This window comes from Pseudomonas fluvialis (genome assembly GCF_002234375.1).
In the GTDB taxonomy this organism is placed as follows: domain Bacteria; phylum Pseudomonadota; class Gammaproteobacteria; order Pseudomonadales; family Pseudomonadaceae; genus Aquipseudomonas; species Aquipseudomonas fluvialis.
Genome location: NZ_NMQV01000024.1, coordinates 101,448 through 115,357 on the forward strand (window position 1 = coordinate 101,448; position 13,910 = coordinate 115,357).

The window sequence follows — 13,910 nt, forward strand, 5'->3', positions numbered from 1 at the left end:
TCACTGGCCAGCCGGCGCGACGGCCTGGCCACGCAAGCGCTGGCTGAGGCGGTCGAAGAACAGATAGATGACCGGCGTGGTGAACAGGGTCAGCAACTGGCTGGCGATCAGCCCGCCGACCATCACCAGGCCCAGCGGCTGGCGCAGCTCGGCCCCGGAGCCGGAGGCCAGCATCAGCGGCACGGCACCGAACAGCGCGGCCAGGGTGGTCATCAGGATCGGCCGGAACCGCAGCAGCGCCGCCTGGTAAATGGCCTGCTCGGCGCTCATGCCTTGCTCGCGCTGCGCCTCCAGGGCGAAGTCGATCATCATGATGGCGTTCTTCTTGACGATGCCGATCAGCAGGATGATGCCGATGATGGCGATCAGCCCCAGTTCGCTGCCATCCAGCAGCAAGGCCAGCAAGGCGCCAACCGCCGCCGAGGGCAAGGTGGAGAGGATGGTGATCGGGTGGATATAGCTCTCGTAGAGCACGCCGAGCACGATGTACATGGTCAGCACCGCGGCGAGGATCAGCCACAGGGTGCTCGACAGCGAGGCCTGGAAGGCCTGTGCGGCCCCCTGCAGGCGGACTTCCACGCCTTCCGGCAGGCCGCTGGCCTGGCGGGCCTCCTCGAGCGCCTGCAAGGCATCGCTGAGAGCCAGACCGGGCGCCAGGTTGAAGGAGAAGGAAACCGCCGGGAACTGGCCGATGTGGTTGATCACCAGGGCTGCCGGGCGCTGTTCGAAACGCGCCAGGCTGGCCAGCGGCACAGGCACCCCGCCGCTGCCGGCGACATGCAACTGTTCTAGCGCCTGCGGGCCGGCCTGGCTGGCCTCGGCACTTTCCAGCACCACGCGGTACTGGCTGCTCTGGGTGAACACCGTGGAGATCTGCCGCTGGCCGAAGGCATCGTAGAGCGCATCGGTAATGCTGCTGACGCTCACGCCCAGCCGTGCGGCGGCATCCCGGTCGATTTCCACGTAGACCTGCAGGCCCTGCTCCTGCTGGTCGTTGCTGACGTCACGCAGGGCCGGCTGGGCCTGCAAGGCGGCCAGCAGGCGTGGCGCCCACTCGTGCAGCAGCGCGCTGTCCGGCGATTCCAGGCTGAACTGGTACTGGGTTCGGCTGACCTTGTCCTCGATGGACAGATCCTGCACCGGCTGCAGAAACAGCTCGATGCCCGGCACGCCAGCCAATGCCGGGCGCAGCCGTTCGATGACCTGCTGTGCGCTGACCTCGCGCTCGTCGTGCGGCTTCAGATTGATCAGCAGACGTCCGCTGTTGAGCGTGCTGTTGTCGCCATCCACACCGATATAGGCACTCAGGCTGGCCACTGCCGGGTCGGCGAGGATGACCTCGCTGAGGCGCTGCTGGCGTTCGCTCATGGCCTGGAAGGAAATCGACTGCGGCGCTTCGGAAATACCCTGCAGCAGGCCGGTGTCCTGCACCGGGAAAAAGCCCTTGGGCAGCGCCAGGTAGAGCAGCACGGTGAGCCCCAGGGTGGCCAGCGCCGTGGCCAGGGTCAGCCGCTGGTGGCCCAGTACCCACTGCAGGCCACGGGCATAGCCGGCGATCAGGCGACTCAGCCAGTCATCCTCCGCGTCGGCATGCTGCCGGCCGGTCTTGAGCAGGCGCGCGCACATCATCGGAGTAAGGCTGAGCGAGACCAGCAGGGAGATCAGGATGGCCACGGCCAGGGTAATGGCGAATTCGCGGAACAGCCGGCCCACCACGTCCTGCATGAACAGCAGTGGAATGAGTACGGCAATCAGCGAGAAAGTCAGCGAAATCAGCGTGAAACCAATCTGCCGGGCGCCCTTGAGCGCGGCATTCAACGGTGTTTCGCCCTGCTCCAGGTAGCGGGTGATGTTCTCCAGCATGACGATGGCGTCGTCGACCACGAAACCAGTGGCAATGGTCAGCGCCATGAGCGTCAGGTTATTCAGGGAAAATCCGGCCAGGTGCATCACCGCGAAGGTGGCCACCAGCGACAGCGGCACCACGATGGAGGGAATCAGCGTGGCAGACAGTCGGCGCAGGAACACGAAGGTCACCATCACCACCAGGGCGATGGCCAGCAACAGCTCGTGCTGCACATCGCGCACCGCGGCGCGGATGGTCTGCGTGCGATCCGTGAGCACCGTCACCTGCAGGCCGCCCGGCAGGCTGGCCTGTAGTTGCGGCAACAGCGCCTGCACGCGCTCGACCACCTCGATGACATTGGCTCCCGGCTGACGCTGGATATTCAGCAGCACGGCACGGTTCTGCTTGGCCCAGGCGGCCAGCCGCTGGTTTTCCGCCCCATCGATGATCTGCGCGACATCGCGCAGGCGCAGGGTGGCGCCGTCCTGGTAGCCGAGGATCAGTTCCGCGTAGTCCTGCGGGCTTTTCAGCTGGTCATTGGCATCCAGCATGGACACCTTGGTCGGCCCGTCGAAGTTGCCCTTGGGCTGGTTGACGTTGGCCGCGTTGACCAGTTGCCGCACGTCGCTGAGGGTCATGCCATAGCTAGCCAGGGCCTGTGGGTTGACGCGAATGCGCAGCGCCGGACGCTGCCCGCCGGCCAGGCTGACCAGACCTACCCCGCTGACCTGGGCGAGTTTCTGCGCCATGCGCGTATCCACCAAGTCATGCACGCGTGGCAGCGGCACATGCTCCGAGGTGATGGCCAGGGTCAGTACCGGGGTGTCGGCTGGGTTGACCTTGTTGTACAGCGGCGGGGTCGGCAGGTCGTTGGGCAGCAGGTTGCTGGCCGCATTGATCGCCGCCTGCACCTGTTGCTCGGCCACGTCCATGGACAACTCCAGAGCAAAGCGCAAGGTGATCACCGAGGCACCGCCGGAGCTGCTCGAGGACATCTGCGCGAGGCCGGGCATCTGGCCGAACTGACGCTCCAGCGGCACGGTGACCGCACTGCCCATGACCTGCGGACTGGCTCCGGGATACAGGGTCATCACGCGAATGGTCGGGTAATCAACCTGCGGCAGTGCTGAAACGGGGAGCAGCCGATAGGCGAGCAGCCCGGCCAGCAGCAGGGCCAGCATGCACAGGGTGGTGGCGACCGGACGGAGGATGAACGGACGGGAAATGTTCACCCGCGCGGCCCCCGCCCCGCGCCCTCGCCCTGCCCTGGCCGCGGCCCGGGTGCGGCTTCACTGGCCGGCTTGGACAGGCCCTCGACCACCTCTACCCTGGCGCCGTCCTTGAGGCGATCGGTGCCTTCCAGCACCACCTGCTCACCGACACTGAGCCCGGACAGAATCACGCTGTGCCGTTCGTCACTGGGGCCGACCTCGACTGCGCGCAGGCTGACCTGCTGGTCCTTGACCACGAAGACGAAGTTGCCCTGGTTGCCGAACTGCACGGCGGCGACCGGCAGCAGCAGGCTGTCCTTGAGGGTGCTCGCAAGTACCCGCACATTGACGAACTGGTTGGGCAGCAGGTGCTCATCCTGATTGGCGAACTGTGCCTTGAAGCGCAGGGTGCCGGTCGTGGCATCGATCTGGTTGTCCATGCTCAGCAGTTCGCCGCCGGCCAGACGCTGTTGCTCGCTGCGGTCCCAGGCCTCCACGGGCAGGCGCTGGCCAGCACGTACGGCCTCGATCAGTTGCGGCAAGAGGCTTTCGGCCAGGGTGAACTGCACGGCGATCGGCTGGGTCTGGGTGATGGTCAGCAACGGCGTGCTGTCATTGGCCGCGACCAGATTGCCAACATCCACCTGACGCAACCCGGCCCGGCCACTCAGCGGCGCGCTGATGCGGGTAAATTGCAGGTTCAGGCGGGCTTCGGCCAGGCTGGCCTGGCTGCTCTTGAGCTGACCACGGTATTGCTCGACCAGCGCGCGTTGGCTGTCCAGGGTCTGCCGGGCAATGCTGTCATCCTCGGCCAGTTGCTGATAACGGCGCAGCTCCTGTTCGGCATTGCGCAGTTGCGCCTGGGTTTGAGCCAGGGCGCCCTCAGCCTGCTGCACCGCCACTGCATAGGGGCGTGGATCGATCCGCGCCAAGAGCTGGCCCTGCTGCACCGTTTGACCTTCGTTGAAGCCGAGTTCCACCAGTTCGCCGGCCACCCGGCTGCGAACGCTCACCGTATTCAGCGCGCTGACCGTACCCAGCGCCTTGAGGTAGACGGCAAAGTCACCCTGGCTGACCGTGGCGACACGTACCGGAGTGACCCCGCCCCAGGCTCCTCTGCCCATGCCCGGGCCCATTCCGGGACCGCCAGCCGGTGCACCACTGCCCTTGCCCTGCCACCAGAAAAAGGCCCCGCCGAGCAAGATCAGCAGAACCAGCCAGGGCCAGTAACGACGCACGATGGACAGCGGGAATGCAGAGGAAGCAGGCATGATCGACCAGTGATAAATAAACGAGGCCAAACGATAAGCACTCTCGCGTGTCGCGCCTAGTCTCTTTACCCGTCATTTACCTTGGCTAAGCGCTTGTTGGCAAAGGCAAAGCACTGCGTATGCCGGGCGCTGGTGGTAGCATGCGCGCCCATGCAGATCAGTCATTTCCAAGCACAGCTGGCCAGCCTCGGCGCCAAGCCATGCCATATCGGACGTATCCAGCGGGCCTGGCTCAAAGGCCTGCCCCTGGACAGTGGTACGCGCCTGCAAAAGGCCGAGAACTTCCTGCCCCTCGCCGTGCGCCAGGGGTTGCCAGCCCTGTCGGAACAGCTCGATGGCCTGCTGCGCCTGCACAGCCGGCATCCTGCTGCCGATGGCTCCGAGCGCCTGCTGTTGGCCCTGGCCGACGGCCAGCTGGTCGAGAGCGTGTTGCTGCCGCGTGGCGGCCTGTGTGTGTCGACGCAGATAGGCTGTGCGGTAGGTTGCCGTTTCTGCATGACCGGCAAGAGTGGCCTGCTGCGTCAGTTGTCGAGCCTGGAACTGCTCGCCCAGCTGGCCCAGGCGCGGCGTCTGCGCGCGGTCAAGAAAGTGGTGTTCATGGGCATGGGCGAGCCGGCGCACAACCTGGATAACGTACTACAGGCCATCGACTTGATGGCCGGTGATGGTGGTATCGGCCACAAGAACCTGGTGTTCTCCACGGTGGGCGATCCACGGGTCTTCGAACGCCTCGGCCAGCGCGAGGTAAAGCCGGCGCTGGCCCTGTCGCTGCACAGCACCTGTCCGGTCAAGCGCCGCGAACTGCTGCCTAATGCCGCACCTCTCAGCCCGCAAGAACTGGTCGAGCTGGGCGAGGCCTACGCACGCCGGGTGGATTACCCGATCCAATACCAGTGGACCCTGCTCGCCGGAGTCAATGATGGCCAGGATGAACTGGATGGGCTGCTGCGCCTGCTCAAGGGCAAATTTGCCGTGCTTAACCTGATCCCCTACAACAGTCTGGAGGGCGACAGTTACCAGCGCCCCTCCGGGGAGCGCATCATCGAGATGGTGCGTTACCTGCACAGCCGCGGCGTGCTTACCAAGGTGCGCAATTCCGCCGGCCAGGATATCGACGGCGGCTGCGGCCAGTTGCGCGCCCGCGCCGAGCGGCGCATCAAGACCCGGCAGCTTGACTGATACCCTGCGACGGCCTGCCGCAGCGGGCTTGACGGCTTGCTGCCTGACGCCCAGCATGTACTCCCCTGAGTATTTAACTGCCTGGAGCACAGCATGAAGAACGCCCATGATCTGGTTGCCGAAGCCAAAGCGCTGATTCGTGAGGTCAGCCTGGAACAGGCTGATGCCGCCATTCGTGATGCCGCAGCATTGATCGACGTGCGCGAGCCCGAGGAATTCCAGGCCGGGCACTTGCCCGGGGCGATGAATATCCCGCGTGGCGTACTGGAGTTTCGCCTGAGTGCGATGCCGGAGCTTGAGGCCCGCGATCTGCCGCTGTTGATCTATTGCAAGACCAGTGGCCGCGCGGCGCTTGCCGCACGCAGTCTGCAGGAGATGGGCTATCTGCAGGTACAGTCGCTGGCCGGTGGCTTCGATGCCTGGCAGGCCGCTGGCAAGCCGTTGGTTGCGCCACAACTGCCCAGCTTCGAATAAATCCGGGCTGCGCGAAGCCTGCACAGCCGTTACCATGCGCGCTTTTGCAGCTCGCCACGCCTTGTGCCAATGCGAGCCGGGTGAGCAGCCATGATCGAGCGTGAACGTCTCCGGCAGATCTTCCGACTGGGCCTGCCGATCATGGGCGGCATGCTCAGCCAGAGCCTGCTCAACCTGATCGATGCGGCCATGGTCGGCCATCTCGGGCAAACCTCGCTGGCTGGGGTGGGCATCGGCAGCTACGCCAACTTTATCGCCGTGGCCCTGGTGATGGGCCTGGGTGCCTCGGTACAGGCGATGGTGGCGCGGCGCCGTGGCCAGGGACTGCAGGCGGAGCTGGCGGTGCCCTTGAATGCCGGCCTGCTGATCGCCCTGTTGCTGGCCCTGCCGATTACCCTGTTCGGCGTATTGCAGGCGCCGCGCATCATTGCCCTGCTGAACAACGACAGCGCTGTGCTGGCCGTGGCAGTCGAGTACTTCGAGTGGCGCGTCCTGGCGGTGCTGGCGGTCGGTCTGAACTTCGCGTTCCGTGGCTATTGGAACGGCAGCCACCGTTCCGGGGTGTACATGCGCACCCTGGTGATCATGCACCTGGCCAACGTGGTGATCAGCTACAGCCTGATTCACGGACTGTTCGGCCTACCAGTCATGGGCGCACCCGGTGCCGGTCTGGGTACCAGCATTGCCTTGTACCTGGGCGCGCTGCTGTATGGCTGGCAGACCTGGCAGGCCGGGCGCAGCCAGGGTTTTCTCCGTAAACCTCCAGCGCTTATTGAAGTGCAGGCCATGTTGCGCCTGGCCCTGCCCAACTCACTGCAGCAACTGTTCTTCGCCGCCGGCATCACCGCACTGTTCTGGATCATCGGCCAGGTGGGCACGGCGGAACTGGCGATTGCCCATGTGCTGATCAACCTGGCGCTGTTTCTCATCCTGCCGGGTATCGGCCTGGGCATGGCGGCCACCACCCTGGTCAGCCAGAGCCTCGGCCAGCAAAACCCCGAGGCCGCCTATCGCTGGGGCTGGGATGTGGCGCGGGTCACCGCGTTGTGCCTGGCACTGCTGGGGGCGCCGTTCTGGCTGCTGGCTGAGCCGATCCTCGGACTGTTCGTCAGCGACCCGCAACTGATCGAGCTGGGCGCCTGGCCGCTGCGCCTGACCGGCCTGGGCATGGCGCTGGACGCCGTGGCCCTGGTGCTGACCCAGGCGCTGCTGGGTGCCGGCGCCAGTCGCACGGTGATGCTGGTCAGCCTGGGCAATCAGTGGTTGTTCTTCCTGCCCCTGGCCTATCTGCTGGGCCCGGTACTGGGCTATGGACTGCTAGCCATCTGGAGCCTGCAAATCATCCAGCGTGGGCTGTCATCGACACTCTTTGCCCTGATCTGGCAGCGCCGCCAGTGGACGCAGATCCGCCTGTAGAAACAGTCGGCCAGGACGCAACAGAATTTGCGATGGGTTCATCCCGGCAAGGCTACGAAAGGTGTGGCAGAAGTGCGCCGAGTCACTGAAACCTGCCTGCAACGCGGCATCGGTCAGGCTGGCTCCACCTGCCACCAGGCAACTGGTGACGAACAGGCGATGCCATTGCCGGTAACGACGAACGGGAATACCCACCTGCTGACTAAACAACTGAGTGAGGCGTGACACGTTCAGCCCAACCGCCGCGGCCAGTTCGGCGATCTGCCGGTTACAGGCCACATCCTCCTGTATCAGCCTGACTACCCGCGCTATGCGCGGATCGCAGTGCACGGTTGCCGATTGTTGCTGCGGGTTGATCAGCCGCTCCAGCCAGGCAGACAGCTCATCCAGCGTGGCGGGCGATGCGGCCTGGCTTTGTTCATGCAGCCAGGCCAGCGCGACATCCTGCTCAGCCAGTGCACCTCGCACAGGGCCGCGCTGCCATTGCAGGCGGGGTGACAGGTGCTGCAGGTCATGGCCAAACACATCCAGATAGCAGAGCGCGATGCGCCCGCCACCCTCTATCACCACCTCTTCACCCACTGGCAGCAACAGGCTGCTGGCTCGCAGGCTATGGCTGCCGCAGCGTGCCAGCAAGGGCGCATCAAGGGCAAACAGCAAAACACTGGCGGCCAGCTGCAAGTGCACGGCGCCATCCAGTTCGCCGAGGTAGAAGGTGCGCTGTGGCCAGAGGTAAAGGAGGGTGTTGGCAGGCATGATCGGTCTCCGCGATCCAGCCGATATAGCCCATGGGCCGGCACCCTGGCGTTGTCTGGTTGGCGTTTTGCACGATTTCACCCGTATGGGTGAAATCGGCAGTTCTTACAAGTGGCCTGCCCCGGCCTGCTGTTCAGATAGCGTCCACTCCGCTGGCTGTGTGCGGAGCAATAACAACAAAAACGTCACACAGGACATCACCATGTCGAAAAAACTCGCTGTCACCCTGGCTGCCGCAGCCCTGGGTTGTTCTCTCACCGTGCAGGCCAACAGCGCCGCCACACGTCATCCGATGGTGCTGGTGCCGGGCATCTTTGCCTTCGATACGATTGCCGGCATCGACTACTGGTACAAGATTCCCAGCACCCTCAGCCAACAGGGTGGCAAGGTCTATGTGCCGCGCATCAACGCTTTCGATAGCTCGGTAAAACGTGGCGAAGCGTTGATTGCCCAGCTCGAGGAAATCCGCGCCGCTTCAGCAGGCAAGGTGCAGAAGTTCAACCTTGTCGGGCACAGCCAGGGCGGCGTCACGGCGCGCTATGTGCTCAATACCCGTCCCGATCTGGTGGCCTCGGTAACCACTCTGAATACCCCGCACAAGGGCTCGCCGCTGGCCGACGTGGCCACCGGCATCGCCCCGGCGGGCACGCTGCAGGGGGTTACCTTCGAGGTGTTTGCCAATACCGTGGGTAACCTGGTCAACCTGATGTCGAACAACCGCAGAAGCCAGGCGGATGTGCGAGCGATGCTTGCCGAGTTCAATCGCCAGGGAGCGGCCGCCAATAACCAGCGCTATCCACTGGGTGTGCCCAGTACCGCCTGTGGCGAGGGGCCGGCCAAGGTGCGCGTCAATGGGCATGATGTCCATCTGTTCTCCTGGAGCGGAACCTCGCCGCTGACCCATGTGCTGGACATTTCCGACCCTTTGTTTGCCATCACCTCGCTGGCTATCAGTGAGCCCAACGATGGTGTGACTGGGCGCTGCTCCAGCCATTTCGGCAAGGTTCTCAAGGACAACTACCGGATGAATCACCTGGATGTGAACAATCATGTACTGGGCCTGGTCTCGCTGTTCGAGAGCAACCCCAAGACGTTGATGCTCAACCATGCCAACCGGCTGAAGAACCTCGGTCTGTAACTGTCTGCGACGCTGGCCCGCGGTCAGCGTCGCACGAGGCCTGCCTCCATGCGTCAACCCTACTATTACCTGCTTCTGCCGCTGGCTGCCTGCAGCGGCTTTGCCCTGCTCTGGGCCGTTTTACCGGCGCCGCAGCACCGCATGATCGAGCACCGCGCGACAGAGATGCCCGCTACCGAACTGCGTCAGATCAACCAGCGTATCCAGGCAGACGCCCGTCTGCAGCAAAGTGTGCCGCCTGCCCTGCCCGCCGGCCTGGCGGGTGCCAGTCATGGCGTACAACTGGTCACTGATGCTCAAGGGCACTTACACGTCGACGAAGGCTTGCTGCGGCTGTTCGAGTTCTATTTGCTGGCCCTGCAGGACGAGTCGGTCGCTCAGGTCCTGGCACGTATCCACCATGAACTGACCAGCCAGTTGCAACAGCCAGCCTTGAACCAGGCGCGTGAACTGTTGCAGCGCTACATCGATTATCGACTGGCCCTGCAGACCTTGCCGGCGCTGGCAGAGACGGCTGATCTGCCTGCCTTGCAGGCGCGTGCAGAGGCTTTGCAAGGGCTGCGCGAGCGCTATTTTAGCCAGTCCGAGGTGCAGGCGTTATTTGCTCGTGATCAGGCCGAAGAACAACATGTGCTGCGTCACCTGCAGGCCCAGGCAGTTGGCGCCAGCCCGGCTGAGCTGGCGGCGCTGGATGAGCAGTTGCCCGACGACCTGCGTGAAGCCCGCCGTCAGGCGACACTGCCGGGCGAGCTATATGCCCAGGTCAGCGATTTGCGCAGCCAGGGTGCGAGTGATGAACAGGTTTACCAGTTGCGTGCCCAGGCGCTAGGCACGGAGGCTGCGGATGAGCTGGCCAAATTGGATGCACAGCGTGCGCACTGGCAAACCCGCCTGCGCGACTTCACTCGGGAACGCTTGCAGTTGGACCAGGCCGGGTTGGCGGAAGAAGATCGCCAGGCCGAGTATCAGGCCTTGCTGAGTCGTCACTTTGCCGAGCACGAGCGGGTCCGCGTGCAGGCATTGAGTGAAGCGGGCTTGTTGCCGGGCGAGTAATTAGCGCAACAACGCGTCGATGCTGAAACGGTAGGCGCGCAGACGTGGGTTGGCTTGCCGGCTGTAGCGACGGAAATCGATCCCCTGCCCCGGCTGGCTCAGCCGCTGCTCCAGGCGCAGGCTTTGTGCCGCACTCACCTGACGGAACAGCTTGGCAACCTGGTCCTTGCCGCCATAGTCGGCAAAATCAAGCCCTTTGGCATGGTCATGCAGCATGACCAGCGCCCAGGCGCCGAGCGTGAAGTGTCCCGTCACCAGCACTTCTATGTCGCCGGCCCGGTAGGCCTGGAACAAGGCAGTGGAATTGTTCAGGCCGGTTAGGTGCAGGTCACGCCCAGGCTGACGCCCCAGTTCGCGCGCGGCTTGCAGAACGCCGAAAGCCATCTCGTCGTTGGCCGACCAGACATGGCTCACCTGCGGGTAGCGCTGTAGCAGGCTGAGGGCCTGTTCATAGGCGCGTTGCCGATTCCATTCGCCATACACCAGTTGGCGCAGCTGTACCTTGGGGTGAGTCTGCAAAACCGCTTGCAGGCCTGCTTCGCGCAGGGTCGCCGAAGGTGTATTGCGGGCTCCGGAAAAAGCCAGCATTTCGATAGGCGCCTGTGTAGCGTGCAGTGCCAGCAACCCCTCGGCCATCAAGGCTCCGGCCTGTTGATCATTGACCACCAGGCTGCCGATCCAGTTGGCATGTTTTTCCCGGGAAGCGCCGGTTCGCGCCTGCTGATCGGCAGTCAGGGTGCTGTGCAGGGCAAACAGCCGGCTTGGCGAATCGGCAAACAGCCTCAGCAACTCCGGACCGACATATTCCTCGTTGGTAAACAACAGGTAGTCCGGCTGGCGTGTCCGGGTGCGCAGTTCATGGGCCTGCTGCAACATGCGCTGCTTGTTGCGGCCGGCATAAACGACTTCCAGTTGCAGCCCCAGATCCGTGGCTGCGGCCTGCATGAACTGGCTATAGGTGCGCCAAAAGGGCTCGTCGGCATGTCCGGGATTGAGAAACACCACGCTGCTGGCCCAGCCGCAGGGCATCCAGTTGACCAGGAGCAACAACAGCGGCAGGCAAAAGCGCGGCATGATCGGAGCAACGAAGTTGTAAAAGGGCAGCAATTATAGTGGGTTTGCTGCAGTGCCCCTATTGAATGCCGCTATGGGAGTCATAGCGCTTTGCTATGACCGACTGCAAATTCCGGGTTAACGTCGACTTATTCTTTAAACTTCTTTCCATATGAACAAACATCACTTTTACGCATAAATGTGAGCTGGTATCTTGCGCCGCTCTGCCACGATTGTCGCGCCTGACGCGCCCCGCCGCCCTGACAGCGGCGCAGCAGAACATCCATGGCCTGACCAGCAGCCTGATCACAGGAAAATCATGTACGTATACGACGAGTACGACCAACGCATCGTCGAGGACCGCGTCAAGCAGTTCCGCGACCAGACCCGCCGTTACCTGAATGGCGAGCTTTCCGGCGACGAATTCCGCCCGCTGCGTCTGCAGAACGGTCTGTATATCCAGCGTTATGCGCCTATGTTGCGGATTGCCGTGCCCTATGGCTTGTTGGCCTCGCGCCAGGTGCGCAAGTTGGCGCAAATTGCCCGTGACTACGACAAAGGCTATGCGCATATCAGTACCCGGCAGAACGTACAGTTCAACTGGCCTGACCTGGAAGATGTCCCGGAAATCCTTGCTGAACTGGCCAGCGTGCAACTGCACTCCATCCAGACCAGCGGCAACTGCGTGCGCAATACCACCACCGACCAGTTTGCCGGTGTCGCCCGTGACGAGCTGATCGATCCGCGCCCCTGGTGCGAAATCATTCGCCAATGGTCGACTTTCCATCCGGAATTCTGCCAGCTGCCGCGTAAGTTCAAGATCGCCGTGAATGGTGCCGGCAATGACCGTGCGGCCATCGAAGTCCACGATATCGGCCTCGAAGCCGTACACAATGCCGCCGGCGAGCTGGGCTTCCGCGTGCTGGTAGGCGGCGGCCTCGGGCGCACGCCGATGGTCGGCAGCTTCATCAACGAGTTCCTGCCGTGGCAGCACCTGCTGTCCTACCTGGATGCCATCCTGCGCGTGTACAACCGCTATGGCCGCCGCGACAACAAGTTCAAGGCGCGCATCAAGATTCTCGTCAAGGCGCTGGGGGCGGAAGCCTTCGCCGAGAAGGTCAACGCCGAGTTCGCCCACCTCAAGGATGGCCCGACCACGCTGACCGAGGCGGAAGTCGAGCGCGTGGCCCGTCACTTCGTCGACCCGGCCTACCTCGCACTGGTCGATCTGGATGATGAGCTGTCTCGCCTGGACAACGAGCATCCGGGCTTCGCCCGCTGGCGTAGCCGCAATACCACGCCGCACAAAAAGGCCGGTTATGTAGCCGTGACCCTCTCGCTGAAGCCAACGGGCACCGCCCCGGGGGATGTCAGCGACAAGCAGCTGGATGCGATTGCCGACCTGGCTGACCGCTACAGCTTCGGCGAAGTGCGCAACAGCCACTTCCAGAACATCATCCTCGCCGATGTCGAGCAGCGTCGCCTGTTCGAACTGTGGGGTGAACTGCGTGAACTGGGCTTTGCCACCCCCAATGTGGGACTGTTGACCGACATCATTTGCTGCCCGGGTGGCGATTTCTGCTCGCTGGCCAATGCCAAGTCGATCCCGGTCGCCGAAGCCATCCAGCGTCGCTTTGATGACCTCGACTACCTGTTCGACCTGGGCGAGATCGATCTGAACATTTCCGGCTGCATGAATGCCTGCGGTCACCACCACGTGGGGCACATTGGCATCCTCGGCGTGGACAAGAAGGGTCAGGAGTTCTACCAGGTTTCGCTGGGCGGGCACTCCGGCCGTGATGCGCGCCTGGCACAGATCCTCGGCCCGTCCTTTGCCCAGGATGATATGGCCGATGTGATCGAGAAGATCATCGCCGTGTATGTCGAGCAGCGCCATGCCGACGAACTGTTCATCGACACTTACCAGCGCATCGGTATCGACCCCTTCAAGGAGCGCGTCTATGCAGCGAATCATTAAGAACGGCCAGATCATCGACGAAACCTGGCAGTTGCTGCCCAAGGACGCGAGCCTGGATGACATCCGCAACAGCGGGGACATCATTGTCCCGCTGGCCCTGTGGGTGGAACATGACCGTGCCCTGCTGGCCCGTGATGGCGGGCTGGGTGTGTGGCTGGATGCCGGTGAGGAAATCGAGGAAATCGCCGACCAGTTGCAACACTTCCAGGTGATTGCCCTGAATTTCCCGGCCTTCACCGATGGTCGCCATTACTCCACGGCTTATCTGCTACGTACACGCTATGGCTATGGTGGCGAAGTGCGTGCGATTGGCGATGTGCTGCGTGACCAGCTGTTCGCGCTGCGCCGCGTTGGCTTCGATGCCTTCGCCCTGCGTGCCGACAAGGACCCGCAGGATGCCCTGCAGTCCTTCGCCGACTTTGCCGAGGTTTATCAGGCGTCGGCTGATCAGCCGCTGCCATTGTTCCGGCGGCGCGCCTGATTGTATCTGGCATAAAAAACCGGCTTACGCCGGTTTTTTATGCGCGGAGCTGTA

11 protein-coding genes are annotated in these 13,910 nt (G+C 63.3%); 7 read left to right on the forward strand and 4 right to left on the reverse strand.

All coding sequences use genetic code 11. The features are described from left to right. Together CFY91_RS13265 and CFY91_RS13270 are read right to left on the reverse strand one after the other, a co-directional pair. The gene (locus tag CFY91_RS13265; protein ID WP_093986848.1) at window positions 1-3,078 is read right to left on the reverse strand and encodes an MdtB/MuxB family multidrug efflux RND transporter permease subunit; all 3,078 of its coding nucleotides are present in this window, start codon (window positions 3,076-3,078) and stop codon (window positions 1-3) included. After that, entirely contained in the window at window positions 3,075-4,328 is a 1,254-nt protein-coding gene (locus CFY91_RS13270; RefSeq protein ID WP_093986935.1) for an MdtA/MuxA family multidrug efflux RND transporter periplasmic adaptor subunit, read from the reverse strand. The genes CFY91_RS13265 and CFY91_RS13270 overlap by 4 nt, the downstream gene beginning before the upstream one ends. Window positions 4,329-4,478: 150 nt before the next feature. On the opposite strand from CFY91_RS13270, the gene CFY91_RS13275 reads away from it, so the two are divergent. From CFY91_RS13275 to CFY91_RS13285, 3 genes are all read left to right on the forward strand, one after another. Next, entirely contained in the window at window positions 4,479-5,507 is a 1,029-nt protein-coding gene (locus tag CFY91_RS13275; RefSeq protein ID WP_093986849.1) for an RNA methyltransferase, read from the forward strand. Window positions 5,508-5,600: 93 nt separating this feature from the next. Beyond that, complete coding sequence (locus tag CFY91_RS13280; protein ID WP_093986850.1) at window positions 5,601-5,981, forward strand: rhodanese-like domain-containing protein; 381 nt, start codon at window positions 5,601-5,603, stop codon at window positions 5,979-5,981. A gap of 90 nt (window positions 5,982-6,071) precedes the next feature. Then, entirely contained in the window at window positions 6,072-7,397 is a 1,326-nt protein-coding gene (locus tag CFY91_RS13285) for an MATE family efflux transporter (RefSeq protein WP_093986851.1), read from the forward strand. Here CFY91_RS13285 and CFY91_RS13290 read toward each other — a convergent pair. Continuing rightward, a complete protein-coding gene (locus tag CFY91_RS13290) occupies window positions 7,338-8,153 on the reverse strand; it encodes a helix-turn-helix transcriptional regulator (protein WP_093986852.1) in 816 nt (271 codons plus the stop codon). The genes CFY91_RS13285 and CFY91_RS13290 overlap by 60 nt on opposite strands. A 202-nt stretch (window positions 8,154-8,355) precedes the next feature. On the opposite strand from CFY91_RS13290, the gene CFY91_RS13295 reads away from it, so the two are divergent. After that, on the forward strand, window positions 8,356-9,291 hold the full coding sequence (locus CFY91_RS13295) for a lipase family alpha/beta hydrolase (RefSeq protein ID WP_093986936.1): 936 nt from the start codon (window positions 8,356-8,358) through the stop codon (window positions 9,289-9,291). 48 nt (window positions 9,292-9,339) lie between these two features. Continuing rightward, entirely contained in the window at window positions 9,340-10,344 is a 1,005-nt protein-coding gene (locus tag CFY91_RS13300; RefSeq protein WP_093986853.1) for a lipase secretion chaperone, read from the forward strand. Here the strand turns inward: CFY91_RS13300 and CFY91_RS13305 are convergent, their stop codons facing one another. Next, window positions 10,345-11,418, reverse strand: a complete 1,074-nt coding sequence (locus tag CFY91_RS13305; RefSeq protein WP_229727162.1) for an ABC transporter substrate-binding protein — start codon at window positions 11,416-11,418, stop codon at window positions 10,345-10,347. It abuts the gene before it with no gap. Between the two features lie 298 nt (window positions 11,419-11,716). Between CFY91_RS13305 and CFY91_RS13310 the strand changes: the two genes are divergently transcribed. Together CFY91_RS13310 and CFY91_RS13315 are read left to right on the forward strand one after the other, a co-directional pair. Beyond that, window positions 11,717-13,375, forward strand: coding sequence for a nitrite/sulfite reductase (locus CFY91_RS13310; protein WP_093986854.1), 1,659 nt, complete (start codon window positions 11,717-11,719; stop codon window positions 13,373-13,375). Further along, window positions 13,359-13,856, forward strand: coding sequence for a DUF934 domain-containing protein (locus CFY91_RS13315; RefSeq protein ID WP_093986855.1), 498 nt, complete (start codon window positions 13,359-13,361; stop codon window positions 13,854-13,856). The genes CFY91_RS13310 and CFY91_RS13315 overlap by 17 nt, the downstream gene beginning before the upstream one ends. The last annotated feature ends 54 nt before the right edge of the window (window positions 13,857-13,910 follow it).